This window comes from Paenibacillus xylanilyticus (assembly GCF_013359935.1).
Lineage (GTDB): Bacteria > Bacillota > Bacilli > Paenibacillales > Paenibacillaceae > Paenibacillus > Paenibacillus xylanilyticus.
Window position 1 is genome coordinate 218336 of the sequence record NZ_JABMCB010000177.1, and the last position, 17467, is coordinate 235802.

The window sequence follows — 17467 nt, forward strand, 5'->3', positions numbered from 1 at the left end:
CCAAACTTTGCTGCAAAAAAAAGAGAGAACGACTCCAATATGGAATAGTTCTCTCTTAGCGTGTAACTTCCTGTTCTTCCAGCACAATTCGGTTGCGTCCACCGTGCTTGGCTTCGTAGAGGGCCATATCTGCCCGGTAAAACAATGACTCTACACTAACCTTGTCATCCATCCAATTCCACTCGGCAATGCCACTGGAGACGGTCACGGGCGGTCTGGTCTCTTCCGCCACTCGTCTGCGAATAACCTCTGCATATTCCACTGCCTGGCGGATACCCAGCTGCGGCATGTAAATGGCCAGTTCCTCGCCACCCCACCTGGCACAGACGTCCTCGGAACGAACAGAAGTTGTAACAATATCGCTTACCTGCTTCAGCACCTGATCGCCGGTTTGATGACCGAATGTATCGTTCACCTGCTTGAACTGATCGATATCAACTACAATTAATGAACCGCAAAATTCATGTGTCTGTCGTTCGTGTATAACACTATCCAGATAATGCCTAACGTAGAGCCCTGTCAACATATCCAAATTGGCCAAGCGTCGAACCTCGGCATGCAGCGTCGCATTGGAGAGGGCCAACCCTACGTGGATGGAAAGCATCTGCAACAGGCGATAATTATCGTATGAGAAAAAATGTTCTTTGGGGTGCCCAAGCAAAATGGTACCCTTCATTTGACCATTCACCCGAATTGGCGAGGCCATTAGTGACATGGAGCTCGTAACCTCCATAAATACGGAAGACACTTTCGTACACTGCGCATAATTAGAAAGAATGAGAGGTTCTTCAGTCTGATACAGCATGCCAGTGATACCATAGTCCAGTGGAAAAGACTTATGACGCATCTCTCCAACATTTGATGACATTACCTCGAAACGATTCGTACTGTCATTCAATTGAAGAATACAACAGGATTCAGCCTGAAATATGTCCTTTAACTCCAACTCGGAGATTTGATAAATCTCTTTCAGCTGCAGACTTTTATTCAAACGTTGTGTCAGATCATTGATTAGACGAAGTTCCTGAATCAACATGTTCGATTGCTCGTGCAGTTTGGCATTCTCAAAAGCGGTTCCTGCTGTATCAGCCATCATTGTAATCAGCTGCAAGTCGGGATCTTCCATGAGCTCTTCATTCATCTCAATGTGAAATACACCATAAATGCCCTGCTTCCCTTTCAGCGGAAGCCCAACCTCGACAATACGACTCTCTCCCTGATCTGATCGGATTATGATCGTTTGGCCATCTTTAAACGAACGAACACAGATATCTTCCCCCTGCTCATGAAACAGCAAAGGTCTGATCCTTGGATTGGAACTGTTCCGATCCTGGGACATGTACAGATTCATACTGGTGGTCGGATACAAATAATCAATGCTGTCGAAAACCTCGTCCAATATGGCATCCACATCCATTTTGTCATGCATCCGCTGGACGATCTGAAACAGAATCGATCTCCGATGCTCTTCACGCGCCGTTTGCTCATGAGCTTTTAACAGATCCGCCATAAATATGTATTCAAATCTTCGGTAAAAGCAAGTACGATAATGTGCTGCCTCAGATCGAACAATCACTTCAGACGTTTCATATCGATTAGGCTCGTAAACTAAAGCTGTAAACACGGCGAACATATCCTTGTTGATTCTGGAAAACAAAGGTTCGGCCATAAAATGAAACTCGCCATGTTGATCAGAACCTCGCACAGATTGTGCCTTTCCAGTTTCAAGACACGCCATCACCGTTTCCCTTGGTATAGACCCATTCTCGAACTCATTTGCGAACCCCATACAAATGCCTTCCGTATTCCAAACGCTGTATATTCTAGATGACTTGTCCAAGTCCGAATCATGCTGGGCTTGCCAATCAGTGTAGGCTTGCTGCAGCAAGTTTCCCAAATATGAGAAATCAAAAGGTGTAATATCCATTTGTTGCATCCAGAACGCATGCTCTTTGTGCCGAGCTGCAGAAGATGCGGAATCGCCCGAACTTGGCGAATTCAAGCTAGCCGGTAAACTTCCTAGATGTTCTAACATGTCAGGCGCTCCTTTGCACCGTTTTTGCATCCATTTATGGGATGCATTAATCTGCATACGTTATCGCAAACCTGCAAAAACCTTACGATAACCTTAATGTACATGATCATTTAAAGTTAAGATACATTCTATTTTACTCTCTTCAAAGCTTTTTTGCATCCATATTTCAGAAAATCGTCCCATTTTTTTGGGCCTAATGACCTATCGACAAATTTAGACGTTTTTTTTGCATTTATCCTACTCTTGACTTTGTCTCTCTTAAACTGTAATATAAATTGTTGATGAAGACTACTAATGGGTCTTTAAATTTGGGCATTACCGGTTGTGTCACCCTCATTCTTTTTGTTGCTTTCAGGACAGCGGCTGAACTTTCCTGATTGACGTATGCGAGCCCTTGCCCGCATCAACAAATTGGAGCGCAAACAGAGCCCTATATGAACTTTAACTAAAAAGGAGCTACTTTAAACATGGCACGTTACACTGGTCCTAAATTTAAATTGAGCCGTCGTCTCGGCATTTCCCTGAGCGGTACAGGCAAAGAATTGAAACGTCCTTTCCCTCCAGGTCAGCATGGAGCTAACCAACGGAGAAAAATGAGCAACTACGGTATGCAGTTGCAAGAAAAACAAAAACTTCGCCACATGTACGGTTTGGGCGAAAAACAATTCCGCACTCTGTTTGCTAGAGCGCAAAAAATGCAAGGTATCGCGGGTGAAAACTTCATGTTCTTGCTTGAGTGCCGCCTTGATAACCTCGTTTACCGTCTTGGTTTTGCTAACTCCCGTGCAGGAGCACGTCAGTTGGTATCCCACGGTCACGTGACTGTAAACGGCAAAAAAGTCGACATTGCTTCTTACCAAGTAAGCACTGGCGATGTAATCAGCTTGCGTGAAAGAAGCCGCGGTCTTTCTTCCGTTAAGGAAGCTTTGGAAAACCGTTCGCATCTTCCAGCATACCTGGAATTCAACGACACTGCTGTAGAAGGTAAATACATCCGTCTGCCTGAGCGTTCGGAGTTGTCCCAAGACATCGACGAAAAACAAATCGTCGAGTTCTACAACCGTTAATCGTTGGAACTTCATTAAAAGCTTCACTCCAAAAAGCTGTCCGAGATCTTCTCGGCAGCTTTTTTTGTGCTCACTTTCTACATACAGGATTTAGTAAGCATGAAAAATTTCATATTCCATAAAATAATGGCAATTTTCGACCATTGCTTGTATTTCTCAGGCATGCAAACCCGCCTTTTTATGCTATAATAAGTGCTGTTAAAAGGAGGAAGACACTGAATGGTTGATGTTAATAAGAAAAAGCCCGATGAACAGCCTGCCCGCAAGCGCAGCTTCGCCCGCAGACTGGGCAGTGTCGTCAAATGGATGGTTGTCCTCGGATTCATGGGGGCGCTATTTGTTGGCGGTGCTCTGATGGGATACGTCAGTTCCATTGTGAAAGACGAGCCCGTCCGCTCCAGGGCCCTGATTGAGCAAAAAGTCAGCGAAAACTCCATCACAGGCTTTGCTTACTTTGCCGACGGTAGTCCGATCGGTCAATTACGTACGGAAGAAGACAGGCGTCCGGTCACTTTTGACCAGATACCGCAGAAAGTTATTGATGCTGTCATATCGATTGAAGACAATCATTTTTACGAACATAAAGGTGTGGATATGAGCGGAACGCTCCGGGCCGTGAAACAGAAAGTGCTGAAAGAATCTGTACAAACGGGCGGAAGCACACTGACTCAACAATTGGCACGGCGCGTGTTCTTGAATCTGGATCGTACCGAAGACCGCAAAGTAAAGGAAATATTGCTGTCTCTGCGGCTCGAGCGATTTCTGACCAAAAACGAGATCATGACCGCCTATCTGAACAAGGTCCCATTTGGTAATGGTTCCAGCGGATACAATGTATATGGAATCAAGGCAGCTGCCAAAGGATTGTTTAATATTAACGATCTCGAGAAAATTAACACGGCACAGGCTGCCTATCTCGCCGGATTGCCTCAGCTCCCCTCTTCTTATTCTGCCTTTAACGGAAAAGGCGACTTTGTAGAGGAGAATTTTGAGCGTGCAATTAATCGCCAGCAGCTGGTATTACGTCGTATGCTTGAACTTGGCAAAATTAATCAAACCGAGTATGACGAGGCACTTGCTTTTGACATCAAGAGTTCACTGGCACCGAAAACCGTCAAGGCTTACAATACTTATCCATATCTTATGATGGAAACCGAACGCCAGGCTGCACAAATTTTGATGAAACAGCTGAATTCGGATGCTGCTGCCGACTCAGGATCTTCTGAAGGCGCAGATTCCAGTGAGGAAGCAACTCAAAAGGAAAGCGGCGCTTTGTTGGAAGAAGCCCAGCAGCAATTGCGTACAGGCGGATACCGTATATACACCACGATTAACAAGAGTGTGTACAAAACGATGCGTACCATCGCCGAAGATGACAGCAATTTCGCAGCGGATGATCCCAAAAAAGGTAAAGAACAGACCGCAGCCATAATGATCGATCACAAAACCGGAGCCATTCTAGGCATGATCGAAGGTCGCAATTTCCAGGATGAACAGATGAACTATGCGACCCAAATGATCCGTCAGCCTGGTTCAACCATGAAACCTATTGCTGCATATCTGCCAGCTCTGGAAGAAGGACTCGTTCAACCCGCGTCCATTATTGATGATTCACCGATCATTCTTAAGGATGGAGGCTCAAACGGGTTCCATATTCCGAAGAATGCGAACAATCGTTACCAGGGACTTGTAACCGCCCGCAGAGCACTCAACTACTCTCTGAACGTTCCTGCGCTGAAACTCTTTAATGAAGAAGTCGGGATCGAAAAAGCCTGGGCATTTTCCAAGAAGCTTGGCATAACAACCATTCAGCAGCAGGACTACCAGGCACAGACCGGTGTTCTCGGGGGACTCCAGTACGGCGTAACCGTGGAAGAACTTACGAACGCTTACGGAGCTATTGCAAACAACGGGGTTTATAATGACTCTTATATGATTAGTAAAATTGTGGATTCCAAAGGAAATATCGTTTATAAGCATGAAGTAGAACCTGTTCAGGCTTTCTCCGAACAAACGGCGTACCTGATGACGGATATGTTAAGAACCGTAATCACCGAAGGTACTGCTGATAAGGTTCGTGAAACGTATAAGTACACCAAAAGTGCACCTATCGTAGGAAAAACCGGTTCAACGCAAAACTATGCGGATGTCTGGTTTGAAGGCTATACGCCTGATGTCACGCTTGGTGTGTGGGTCGGGTACAAACAGCCTGTAAACACGTTGGAAACGAAATCTCAGCGCAAACGTGCGCAGCAGCTCTGGTCTCAAATTTTGAATGAAGTCGTTGCAACAGATAAGGAACTGTTCGTTACAGATTCATTCAAGAAGCCGTCCGGGATTGAGACACGCACGGTATCGGCTTATAGCGGCAAATTGCCAACATCACTGACTGACAAATTTGTTACAGATATTTTCAACAGCAAATTTGTTCCGAAAGATAGTGATGATGGTGTCGCAAAAGCAAAATACATTACCTACAATGGTGTAAACTACATCCCGCGTGATGAAACACCTGCAGACATGCTGAAAGAAAAGACGGTCATCAAACGGAAGAAACCGATCTCCGATCTCATCAAGGAATTGCAAAGCGCATTCTCACGGATGAGCCGGCACGAGTCTCTTGCCTATTACCTGCCAGAGGATGCAGATTCAGACATGCCAACACAGATCGATCCACGATCAGACAATGGCAAGGCACCAGATGCACCAGGCAATGTGAGGATATCCGTTGCCAATGGCAAAGCTGTAATTACGTTTAACACAACACCTGAAAATGATGTCGTTGGATATCGCTTGTATCGCTCCGTAAATGGTGGCGGATTCCAGAATCAGGGGCAAGTTGTCCTGACAGGTGAATCCAGATCATTTACAGCATACGCCCAAGGCGGAAACTTCTCCTTCTATGTCACTGCTGTGGATGTGGCTGGCAAAGAATCTGCTCCTAGTGCTTCGGTAAGCAGTGGAGGAATGGCAGATCCACTCCCGGATGAGGAGACTAAGGAACCAATCACTGTTCCCGGAACCGTGGTTGACCCGGAAGATAACCAGGATGACAGCGCCGCAACGACGGTTCCTGGTACACCAGGCCAGGTAAGCGTTGCAGCTCTCTCTCAAGGACTGCGCATTCAATGGGCCTCCAATCCGGAAACTGAAGGTGTGCAGAGTTATGCCGTGTATTACAGTGAAACAGGCTCTGCCCCATACACGAAGATCGGAACGACCTCTGGCACTTCAATGGATTACGGTGTTCCTGCCTCCACGACCGGATGGTTCAAAGTATCCGCCATCAACAGTGTAGGAGAATCCGAGCCTTCCGTTGCTGTTCCATATCAACCATAGGAATTGGCTTTGCACTACCCCGTTAAACCCCGATCCTCACCAAAGAGGATCGGGGTTTTTCTTCGCATAGCAAAAAAAGCCTGATCCGCATCTTACGCGAATCAGGCTCTTTATTTCATATGCAGCCTGCACATATTCGGCTGTTAGTCTTCAATTGTGGACAGATCCCCTGTCGGTAAATCCAGCTCCCACGCTTTCAACACACGCCGCATAATTTTGCCGGAACGGGTCTTGGGCAGTTTATCCTTAAACTCAATCTCACGAGGTGCAGCATGGGCTGACAAGCCCTCTTTTACAAAACGATAGATCTCTTCCTTCAACTCAGGTGTGGCTTCATAGCCTTCACGCAGTGCTACAAAGGCTTTGATGATCTCTCCGCGTGTTACATCCGGCTTGCCAATAACTCCCGCCTCGGCTACAGCAGGGTGCTCTACGAGCTTGCTCTCCACTTCAAATGGACCAATACGTTCACCCGAAGAGTTGATCACATCATCAATCCGGCCCTGGAACCAGAAATATCCTTCTTCATCCATATAAGCCGAGTCTCCAGATACATACCACCCCGAAAGCCTGAAGTATTCTTCATATTTGGCCGGGTTGTTCCAGATCTTCGCCATCATCGATGGCCATGGCGTTCGTATAGCCAGGTTACCCATGCTGTATGGAGGAAGCTCCTGCCCCCGGTCATCAATAATCGCAGCTTCAATCCCCGGCAGCGGCCGTCCCATCGAGCCTGGCTTAATGGGCATCTCCGGATAGTTACAAATCAGCTGTGCCCCGGTCTCAGTCATCCACCAAGTGTCATGGATGCGCTGACCGTAGGCTTTCCAGCCCCAACGAACCACTTCCGGATTGAGCGGTTCCCCAACCGACATGACATGCCGAAGACTGCTCAGATCATGCTGAGCAATGGTCTCATCCCCTGCGCCCATCAGCATACGAAAAGCGGTCGGTGCGCTATACCAGACGCTGACTTTATTTTTTTCAATCGTACTGTACCAGTCTTGCGGGCTGAATCGTCCACCACGGATAACATTGGTCACGCCATTCAGCCACGGGGCGAAGATTCCGTATGATGTACCTGTTACCCACCCGGGGTCAGCGGTACACCAGTACACGTCATTCTCCCGTAAATCAAGAACAACCTTGCCTGTATAGTAATGCTGAATCATTGCATTCTGGACGTGATAGACACCCTTGGGTTTGCCAGTAGAGCCTGATGTATAGTGAATGATCAGACCATCCTCACGATTCAGCCATTCCACTTCCATTTCATCCGAGGCTGCAGACATCTCTGCATCAAAATCAATGAGTCCCTCTTCCGTTTGCGGACCTCCACCCACCACAAAAATATGCTTCAGTTCCGGCAGTTCCGCACGTTTAATACGTCCGAGGAGTTCCGGCGTTGTGACGAGTGCTACAGCCCCGCTGTCTTCCAGTCGATCCTTCACTGCCGTCTCCATAAAAGCTTCAAACAGGGGGCCTACAATAGCCCCTGCTTTCAATACGCCCAGCAGACTAAAATACAGCTCAGGACTTCTTGGCATAAAAATAAATACGCGGTCTCCCTTGGCAATGCCATATTTGCGGAGGACATTCCCGAAACGGCTCGATTGCTCACTCAGATCAGCGAAGGTATACGCTTCTTCGCGCGAAGCATCACTGTATAACAGTGCCGTCCTTCCGCCTCTTCCCTCCAGTACATGACGATCAATCGCTTCATGCGCCATGTTGACTTTTCCGCTGGCGTGCCACGTAAAGTGCCTCTCCACCGATTCCCAATCAAACCGGCTTCGGGCCTCTGTGTAATCGCCCAGGTTAGATTCAGACACAACCGTTTGCAGCATCTCACCATGTGCTTGACTCATGCTTGCCAGCCTCCTTCAACTCGACATTTCGATTCCCGTTATGGGTTGCTTCTCATTGCCTTGGTGTTGACTGAACTTCCAGTTAGCGCTTACATTAATAGAGAGAAATTCTCACCATGTACCTGCCTGGCCAAACCGATGAACTTAAACCTGCTTGAATTGTGAACGTTTTTTGTCTAAGCAATTATAGCAAATCTTCACAATCATCGTCTATGGCTTTTCAATTTTTTGGTTTTTTGCTATAAGTAGGGGGAGAGAGGAGCATGAACCATGGAGCATATCAAGGAGTATCATATGCGTTCCATCTTCAAGTCCGGCCACCGAATTACTGTAGAGGGACCCGTGCCTCCCGAGGCACTTACCGAGCTTGCTATTCATCCCGATCTGGATGCCTTTCGTCGCCCTTCTGAGCAGCAGGAGGCACTGGTAGAGATCGCAGCATTACCTGAAGGAAGAATCATCATCGCGCGCGAAAATGAGACTATAATTGGATATGTCACCTTCCACTACGCTGATGAATGTGAGCGTTGGTCCGAAGGTAACATGATGGATCTCATTGAGCTCGGCGCTATTGAAGTGGCGGACGAATACCGTTCACTTGGTATCGGACGCGAGATGCTGCTCACTGCATTTGAGAATGGTCAAATGGAGAAATATATCGTTTTCACCACAGAATATTATTGGCATTGGGATTTGAAAGGCAGCGGTCTCTCGGTATGGGATTACCGCAAAATGATGGAACGCTTGATGCAGACCGTGGACATGACCTGGTACGCTACGGATGATCCCGAAATCTGCTCCCATCCGGCAAACTGTCTAATGGTGCGCATCGGAAGTAAAGTACCTCTATCGTCGGAAGAACAATTCGACCGTGTACGGTTTCGTCATCGCTTTATGTATTAATACATGAGCATCATTCGGGAACGATGAATTCGAATGATGTAAAATGCTGAAATACATTGAAAAAACCGCTTCTCTACGGCAGTTCCATGTTGCAAGTTGGAATCTGCCCACGATAGGCGGTTTGTTTATTTGGCTTGTATCGTTCTCGTTCTTGAGTCTAGTGAAATGGGATACAGATTACATGTTCTCAAGCATGTGTTCCACAATTCGGTGGGAACGCTGTGAAGACTGTACGGTGAATTCAGCAAAATTCACATCAGCCGAACCATCCGCTTTATCTGACATGCCACGCAGCACAACAAAAGGAACACGGTTCATGAAACTTACCTGCGCCACAGCTGCTCCTTCCATCTCGGCACATGCCCCATCCATTTCGGTATACAGCATGTCTACGGTCTCTTTATTTGCAATAAACTGATCCCCGGACAATACCTTGCCAATCAGGTAGTTAGCTCCCTGCGCTTTACATGCTTCTTCCGCCAGAGCAATCAGTGCAGGTTCTGCCGGGAATGCAGAGGTTTCCTGATACGGGATTACTCCTCGTTCGAATCCAAGCGGGGTCACGTCCATGTCATGCTGAACACACACGGAAGAGATCACGATATCTCCGATATTCAGTTCCGGATTCACCGCACCTGCGACACCAGTGAAAATAATCCGATCAACCTGAAAACGATCGATCAAAATTTGCGTTGTTACCGCTGCATTCACTTTGCCGACTCCCGATTTGCAGACCACAATTTGCTTACCCAGCCATTCGCCTGCCACATAAGTGATGCCGGTTTGCTTCACCGTCTCCAATTGCTTCATGCCGGCCAGCAAAAGTTCCACTTCTTCATCCATTGCTCCAATAATACCAATCGTTTCGCTCATCTTCGATACCTCCAGTTTACTGCCGGACCCATGCATCTCACCCGGTTTATCCATTCATGAAGCACAAAAGCTCCGTCTCCGGAGCTTCCGTATATCCACTATGTAGAGAGAATCTCTTCTCCCTTTCCTTATTGCTTTTAATTAGCCTGCATGGCTTACAGACAGACGAAGAATGGTTTCATGCGGCAAAATAACCCGTGGGTTCTCCACATTTTCCTTCTTCATCAACTTGGTGAGCAAACGCATGGCTACTGCGCCAAGGTCATACATCGGCTGTGCCACCGTTGTCAGCTGCGGACGGACCATGGAAGCCATACGAATGTTATCCACACTAATGATGGAGAAATCGTCAGGAACCTTCAAGCCTTCATCCTGAATGGAGTGAATGGCACCAATGGCCATTTCGTCCGTTGCCGCGAAGATCGCAGATGGTCTTTTCTTCAGTCCGAGGAAATATTTCATCGCTTCCACACCGGACTCGTAGCGATAGTTACCGATCCGTACCAGATCCTCCTGGTATTCCATTCCTGCGGCTTCAAGCGCTTTTTTGTAACCTTGGAAACGTGCATAACCGTTCGCAGGATCCTGCAGTGTACCACTGATCATAGCAATTTCCTTGTGACCATGACGAATCAGGGTATTCACCGCATCGAATGCCGCTGCTTCATGATCGATGTCAACGGAAGGATAAGTTCCCTTCTCATCACTTGTTGCGCAGAGTACGATCGGTACCGCTGCTGACTGGAACGCCTGGATATGTTCATCCGTCACCGTTCCACCCATGAAAAGCAGGCCATCTACCTGTTTTTCCAACAGGGTATTAATGACACGAATCTCTTTTTCCTTTTTCTTGTCCGCGTTACACAAAATAATGTTGTAGTGATACATATTCGCAATATCCTCGATCCCGCGGGCAATCTCTGCAAAAGTCGAGTTTGAAATATCCGGAATAACAACCCCAACCGTTGTCGTCTTCTTGCTCGCCAAACCTCTGGCTACCGCATTCGGACGATATCCCAACCGCTCGATGGCTTCATATACTTTTTTGCGCGTTTGTGGCTTGACATTGGGGTTATTATTAACAACCCGTGATACCGTGGCCATGGACACACCAGCTTCACGTGCCACATCATAAATGGTTACCGTCACAGTACTTCTCTCCATTACCAGTAAATTTTCATACCATTTTCATTAAGATTTATATTACGACAAATTTTTGCATTAATCAATTAAAATAGGCTTTAGGACTCACTTAAAACATTCGTGAGTGTAGACGAAGTAATATCCGAATGGGAAGTATGCCATACAGGAATTCCTTTTTTGACTAGAATCGCTTGCGGAGATTCGTGCTTAACTCCCAGCTTGTCCGCTGCTTCATTGGACACAGGACGATCTTCCACAACATAAATGATGCCATACTTTACATTTTCATTAGGATTATTTTGCAAATAATCATTCATCTCCTGATAAGCATTAGAGCTGATCGGGCAGCGTGTACTATGCTTAAACAGAAGCAAGGGTTGGTCTTCGGTAGCCTCCACTGCGGAGTTTAGCTGTTCAATACTTGTCATTTTAGTCATGTCAGCCATTTGATATACATCCCCCTTTATCAGGAATACCGCTATGTTGAGCGTTTTCACTCTACGATATCTTAACAAAAAGCGCACGAAAAAGCCAATTTTCATGAAAACAAGCATTTTACACGTCAAAATTAGACAGCATTCGAAAAATGTGCCTGCCAGACAAAACCGGATAATTGGCTCAGTCTGCGTTCCGTTGTTTCCATCCACTCTTCGTCGCCTGACTTCTGAGCGTATCCCATAATATCAAGCAGCAAATTAATGCGTTCGCTCACAGCTTGCTGCATATGATGTTCCATCTCTCGATCTGTTGCATCTGGCCAGGCCAGCAATTGTTCATGAAGGAGATCTGCAAGTTCATTCTGCTTGCCAAAAGATACATCCTGTTTCACGGGTTGTTCACCCAGCTTACTAATGCATGCTTTCAAATCCGGCTTGACCGGCTGAAGTACTTCGTAGGAAACACAATCCGTACATGCGAAAACAGGCACATTCCGAATTTCCACTTTCTTGGCATAAACCACCGTTCTTAATTCCAATTCCATCACATGTCCGCATCTGCATGATTTGCGCACAGTCATCACCTCATTCGTTCTTTACTCGTATACGTTACCATTCGACCTTTTTCCGCTTAAATCCTGCTACAAACCAGAGGTTGTACAAATTACCACTCTCCCCAAATGCAGGTTGTCGAATATAGGCATACATTCATATGTAACCGATTTCCGCAAAGAGAACATGCACAATCATGAAGTGCTGCACAGAATCTGTTACAATAAAAGCTGCGACATCCTAATCACCGCAAAAGGAGAGATGGTTGTGAGATTAACAGGAAAAAAAGTCATCGCCCTGGTCGATGAAGAATTTGAAGATCTGGAGCTGTGGTACCCGGTACATCGAGTTCGTGAAGAAGGCGCAGAGGTACATCTGGCCGGAGAGAAAAAAGGCAAAACCTACATCGGAAAATACGGTGTTCCCGCTGAGGCGGAATACAGCTTTGATGAACTGGACAGTTCACAATATGATGGTATTCTTGTACCAGGCGGGTGGGCACCCGATAAGCTCCGCCGTTATCCCAAAGTCCTTGAACTGGTTAAGGAAATGAATGCAGACCGCAAGCCGATCGGACAGATCTGTCACGCGGGCTGGGTACTGATATCCGCCAAAATTCTGGATGGTGTCACCGTAACTTCCACACCGGGTATTCGAGATGACATGGAGAATGCCGGAGCGATCTGGAAAGATGAAGCGGTTGTTGTCGATGGACATATTATTTCGGCTCGTCGTCCACCGGATCTTCCTCCCTATGGCAAAGCATTCTGTGATGCTCTTGCGGAAAAATAATACCTTTAAAACAAATAAAGCCCTTCGCTCATCGCGAAAGGCTTTATTTGTTTACCTCTATAAGAAATGGAATAAAAGTAAATATATTAATTTAGAGGTATTTTTATACATTCATTTCTTCAGGAAGCATTGGACCCGCTCTGCTCATCCGGATTTCCTGTCGAGTCATTATAAACCTGCAATCGCTGCTCAATATCCGCGCTTGTTCTCAGGGCAAAGCAATCCCGTGCCGCCTCTTTCGCCGCCGCCGCTGATGTGTTCAGTACTCTGTGCTTCACACGCAGCAAAGATTGCGGCGACATGCTCAGATTACGAATGCCCAGCTCCAGCCAGAGTGGAACGGAACGTTCGTCCCCTGCCATCTCCCCGCACACGCTGACCTCAATTCCCGCCGTATGAGCCGCGTCTACCGTTGCACGCAGCATACGCAGGACAGCCGGATGATAGGGGTGATACATATGAGCAATCTGTTCATTCATCCGGTCTACAGCCAGTACATACTGTACAAGATCATTGGTACCAATACTGAAGAAGTCCGCTTCCTCGGCAAGCAGGTCGGCAATCATTACGGCTGCCGGCACTTCGATCATAATTCCCACCTGAATATGTGGATCATAAGCTAATTGGCGCTCATCCAGATCGGACATGGCTTCACGCAGAATCTCATTGGCCTGTCTGAGTTCTTCCACGGAAGAGATCATGGGATACATGATCTTGACATTCCCCGCTGCACTGGCCCGAAGAATCGCTGTGAGCTGGGTCTTGAACAGATCCCTGCGGTCCAGACTAATGCGAATCGCCCGATAGCCCAAAAATGGATTATCCTCTTCAGGCAGTTCAAAATAATCGAGCTGTTTGTCACCGCCAATATCCAATGTACGAATAACCACGGATTGACCTGCCGTTTTCTCTGCCACAAGGCGATACACCTCGTACTGCTCCTGCTCACCCGGGAAGGTGGCACGGTCCATGTACAAAAATTCTGTACGGAACAGACCTACCCCTTTTGCCCCGTGTTTTAGAGCCAGATCCAGCTCCTTGACAGAGCTGATGTTGGAAGCCAATTGCAAGACAGCGCCATCCTTGGTGATCGCATCCACTGTAGCGAGCACCTGAAGCTGTTCCTTTTTCTTCAGCTGCTTGCTGCGAATCATCGTGTATCGTTCAATCGTCTTGCGATCCGGTTCCGTAAATACCAATCCGTTATCACCATCCACCACCAGCATATCTCCCGTCTCCACTGGCATGCCAACACTCGCTTCCAGACCGGAAACGAGGGGGATGCCAAGCGCACGGGCCATAATCGCCGAGTGTGACGTTTTGCCACCGATCAGGGTCACGATACCCAGTACATGAGTGGGATTTAGGTGCGCCAGCTGTGATGGGGACAATTCCTTGGCTACAAGGATATAAGGCTGCGTATCCGAAGGGAGCGTAATCTCCGGGGCTCCCAGCAGATGCTTCAGCAGTCGGTTACCCACATCCTTGATGTCGATAGCCCGTTCTTTCATATATTCATCATCCAGCAAATCAAACATGGTCACAAAATGGTCTATGGCTTCTTTTACTGCCACTTCTGCCGCTTTGTACTGCCGTTCAATAATGCCGCGAATTTCGTTCATAAACACGGGATCTTCCAGAATCGCCAGATGCGCATCAAAGATGCTGGACTCTTCCGGTCCGACGACTTCCTTGAACTCATTCTTGATAAATTCGATCTCATCCTTCGATGTCCGTATTCCCTCATACAACCGTTCGAACTCCTGGGCAAGATCCACCGAATCCATCTTTTGATCCGGCAGATCCCATTCCCAACTGGGCAGGACAAATGCTTTGCCGATGGCTATGCCTGCAGCGCCGTTGATGCCTTGTATCTTCATTCTACCCCTCCAACGTTCCTGTCATAGAGCACCACGGACATGACGGATGCCTGACCTTTCTTGACTTGCTTAAATGGAGCAAAGCTCCATGATTTGACACGATCCGGGTTCGTAATCACCATTGGTGTAGTCAGCGACGCTGCCTCCGCCCGCAGTACGGCCAGATCAAACTTGATTAACAGCTGTCCTGGCTCCACGGTGTCCCCCTCCTGAACGAAGGCTTCAAAATGGCCTTTCAGCTGCGAGGTATCGATCCCGATATGCAGCAGCACCTCAAGTCCTTCCCGGGTTGAAATGCCCAAAGCGTGCATTGTTGGATAAAGGTGCATGATCGTCCCGTATACAGGCGATACCAGCTCTCCTTTTTCCGGAACAAAGGCTACCCCATCCCCGACAAGCTTCGCAGCAAAAATCTGGTCGGGCACCTCTTCGATCGGCAGCATTTTGCCTTGAACCGGTGCACAGAACAGCACCTGCGGCAGATCTCTCTCAAGCAGTTTGGCGATCTCTTCCCGAATCAGTTCCGAATACGTGCCAAATACAACCTGGACGTTACCTCCACCAAGCTTGATCAGCCCGGCAGACCCCATATTCTTCATAGCGCCCGTATCGATGAGACGGTCATTGTGCACCGTCAGACGAAGCCGTGTAATGCAGGCCTCTACCTGTACGATGTTTTCCTTACCACCCAATGCTTCCAGGATCAGCGGAGCCTGATATGGAATATTGCCTACCCAGTCCTCCAGCATGGAGCCTTCCTCACGTCCTGGCGTTGGAATCTTGAACGTACGGATTGCCCAGCGGAACAGGAAATAATAGACCAGCCCATATAGTATGCCAATCGGAATGAGCTTCCAAGCATTCTCTGATAGATGGAAGTTGAGTATGTAATCGATAATGCCCGCGGAATACGAGAAGCCGTGCCGGATATCGAGCCAGTAACCGATCCACATCGCAAGTCCCGACATGACAGCATGTACAATGAACAGATAAGGTGCCGCAAACAAAAAGGCAAACTCAATCTGCTCGGAAACGCCCGTCAGAAAACAAACCAGTGCGGACGTGAGAAACGTCTTTTTGATCTTCGGTTTCAGATCTTCCCTTGCCTCCTGAATAATGGCGAAGGCAATCGCCGGTATGGCAAACATCATGATCGGAAATAAGCCTGCCATAAAATAACCTGCTGTTGGATCGCCTGCAAAAAAGCGCGGCAAATCTCCCTGCACAATGTTCCCGTCTGGCGTTTCAAACGTCCCCAGTTGAAACCAGAACACATTGTTAAGCAAGTGATGAAGTCCAAAGGCGACCAGCACTCTGTACAGAACCCCGTAAATGAACAAACCAAAACCGCCGAGACTGTATTCCCAAGCAGCAATCGCGTTCAATCCATGCTGTAATATGGGAGCGACCCACAGCATGAAACAGGAGAACAGCGCCGAACAGAGCCCGACGATAAGCAAAACAAACCTGGAGCCGCCAAAAAACTGCAAAATTTCAGGCAGCTTGATGCTTTTGAACCGATTATGTGTCACCCCGGCCAGAGCGCCGAGAATAATTCCAATTAAAGAAGCGGGCTGAATGGTTCCATCCCCGAAATGGCGAGTCACCTGATCATATATAACAATACCGGCTAGTGCAGCGAGTCCCGCTTGTCCGGCCTGGTTGGAGAGTCCCAGTGCTACACCGACAGCAAACAAATACGGCAAAAAATAAAAAATACCGTGTCCGGCCACGGTAGACACTTCACCAACAACTTTCAATCCCCAGGCGTCCCAGGGCAAACTGCCAACACTCAGCAAAATTGCGGCGGCAGGCAGGACCATTGTAGGCAGCATTACCGCTCGTCCGAGCTGCTGCAAGGATCCGAGCCAATTCATGGCGACCTCTCCTTTCTATCCTAGATGGTAAGCTTTACGAAACGTTTTGTCAAAGCAAAACAGTAAGCTGCCGGAAATTTGATTTTGACTCTTCAAGCGTACAGCCCAAAGACCACTGCAGCATGCGGCCTGACGACAAAATGCAACCAAACTTGAGGAGTTTCTGCCACCTCTACAACAGGAAAATCCCGTTAACTTGAAGTTAACGGGATCATGCTTATATCTTATAACGCTTAACCGCGTCCAGCACCGCGCAGAACGATGGAATCCTCCACCTTGATGCAGCGATTCGTTACCGCAGTCATTCCATTCTCAGCCGCAATCTGTACCGCCTCATCATTGTGAATACCAAGCTGGAGCCACAATACATTCGCTTTGATTGCTGCCGCTTCACGTGCCACTTCCGGGGTATATTCACTCCGACGGAATACGTTAACAATATCTACCGGCTCGGGGATATCCGCCAGGGTTGCATATACTTTCTCGCCAAGGATTTCACCCTGTGCTTGCGGGTTAACCGGAATGATCCGATAGCCTCTGCTCTGCATGGCTTCCGCTACCATATAGGAAGTACGATCCGATTTGTCCGATAAGCCGACGACTGCGATGTTGCCTGCCTTGCGTAAAATTTGCCCAATTTCTTCACGAGTAGGGTTGTTAAATTCCATGTCCAAGCACCATCCTTTTCTGCTTAACGTGTT

At 47.7% G+C, this 17467-nt stretch carries 13 protein-coding genes; 4 read left to right on the plus strand and 9 right to left on the minus strand.

The window, feature by feature from the left end:
• Positions 1 to 55: 55 nt before the first annotated feature.
• A complete protein-coding gene (locus tag HP552_RS12070; protein WP_175395706.1) occupies positions 56 to 2035 on the minus strand; it encodes a sensor domain-containing diguanylate cyclase in 1980 nt (659 codons plus the stop codon).
• 467 nt (positions 2036 to 2502) lie between these two features.
• Between HP552_RS12070 and rpsD the strand changes: the two genes are divergently transcribed.
• On the plus strand, positions 2503 to 3102 hold the full coding sequence (gene rpsD / locus HP552_RS12075; RefSeq protein WP_175395707.1) for a 30S ribosomal protein S4: 600 nt from the start codon (positions 2503 to 2505) through the stop codon (positions 3100 to 3102).
• A 219-nt stretch (positions 3103 to 3321) separates the two neighbouring features.
• On the plus strand, positions 3322 to 6441 hold the full coding sequence (locus tag HP552_RS12080) for a penicillin-binding protein 1A (protein ID WP_175395708.1): 3120 nt from the start codon (positions 3322 to 3324) through the stop codon (positions 6439 to 6441).
• 143 nt (positions 6442 to 6584) lie between these two features.
• Here the strand turns inward: HP552_RS12080 and acsA are convergent, their stop codons facing one another.
• Entirely contained in the window at positions 6585 to 8309 is a 1725-nt protein-coding gene (gene acsA / locus HP552_RS12085; RefSeq protein WP_175395709.1) for an acetate--CoA ligase, read from the minus strand.
• 270 nt (positions 8310 to 8579) lie between these two features.
• On the opposite strand from acsA, the gene HP552_RS12090 reads away from it, so the two are divergent.
• Positions 8580 to 9212, plus strand: coding sequence for a GNAT family N-acetyltransferase (locus tag HP552_RS12090; RefSeq protein ID WP_175395710.1), 633 nt, complete (start codon positions 8580 to 8582; stop codon positions 9210 to 9212).
• A gap of 177 nt (positions 9213 to 9389) precedes the next feature.
• Here the strand turns inward: HP552_RS12090 and HP552_RS12095 are convergent, their stop codons facing one another.
• The 4 genes from HP552_RS12095 to HP552_RS12110 all read right to left on the minus strand — a co-directional run bounded on the left by HP552_RS12095 (position 9390) and on the right by HP552_RS12110 (position 12240).
• Positions 9390 to 10085, minus strand: a complete 696-nt coding sequence (locus HP552_RS12095) for a 5'-methylthioadenosine/adenosylhomocysteine nucleosidase (protein ID WP_175395711.1) — start codon at positions 10083 to 10085, stop codon at positions 9390 to 9392.
• Between the two features lie 141 nt (positions 10086 to 10226).
• Positions 10227 to 11234 carry a catabolite control protein A gene (gene ccpA, locus HP552_RS12100; RefSeq protein ID WP_095290204.1) on the minus strand — a complete coding sequence of 336 codons (1008 nt, stop codon included), beginning with the start codon at positions 11232 to 11234 and terminating at the stop codon, positions 10227 to 10229.
• Between the two features lie 92 nt (positions 11235 to 11326).
• Complete coding sequence (ytxJ, locus tag HP552_RS12105) at positions 11327 to 11674, minus strand: bacillithiol system redox-active protein YtxJ (protein ID WP_175395712.1); 348 nt, start codon at positions 11672 to 11674, stop codon at positions 11327 to 11329.
• 122 nt (positions 11675 to 11796) lie between these two features.
• On the minus strand, positions 11797 to 12240 hold the full coding sequence (locus tag HP552_RS12110) for a hypothetical protein (RefSeq protein WP_175395713.1): 444 nt from the start codon (positions 12238 to 12240) through the stop codon (positions 11797 to 11799).
• A 238-nt stretch (positions 12241 to 12478) separates the two neighbouring features.
• Here HP552_RS12110 and HP552_RS12115 point away from each other — a divergent pair, with 238 nt between their 5' ends.
• Complete coding sequence (locus tag HP552_RS12115; protein WP_175395714.1) at positions 12479 to 13009, plus strand: type 1 glutamine amidotransferase domain-containing protein; 531 nt, start codon at positions 12479 to 12481, stop codon at positions 13007 to 13009.
• Between the two features lie 119 nt (positions 13010 to 13128).
• On the opposite strand, the gene ptsP is transcribed toward HP552_RS12115, so the two are convergent.
• The 3 genes from ptsP to HP552_RS12130 form a co-directional block, all read right to left on the minus strand.
• Positions 13129 to 14889, minus strand: a complete 1761-nt coding sequence (gene ptsP, locus HP552_RS12120) for a phosphoenolpyruvate--protein phosphotransferase (protein WP_175395715.1) — start codon at positions 14887 to 14889, stop codon at positions 13129 to 13131.
• A complete protein-coding gene (locus tag HP552_RS12125; protein WP_175395716.1) occupies positions 14886 to 16766 on the minus strand; it encodes a glucose PTS transporter subunit IIA in 1881 nt (626 codons plus the stop codon). The genes ptsP and HP552_RS12125 overlap by 4 nt, the downstream gene beginning before the upstream one ends.
• 233 nt (positions 16767 to 16999) lie before the next feature.
• Positions 17000 to 17434, minus strand: a complete 435-nt coding sequence (locus tag HP552_RS12130; protein ID WP_175395717.1) for a CoA-binding protein — start codon at positions 17432 to 17434, stop codon at positions 17000 to 17002.
• Positions 17435 to 17467 lie beyond the last annotated feature (33 nt).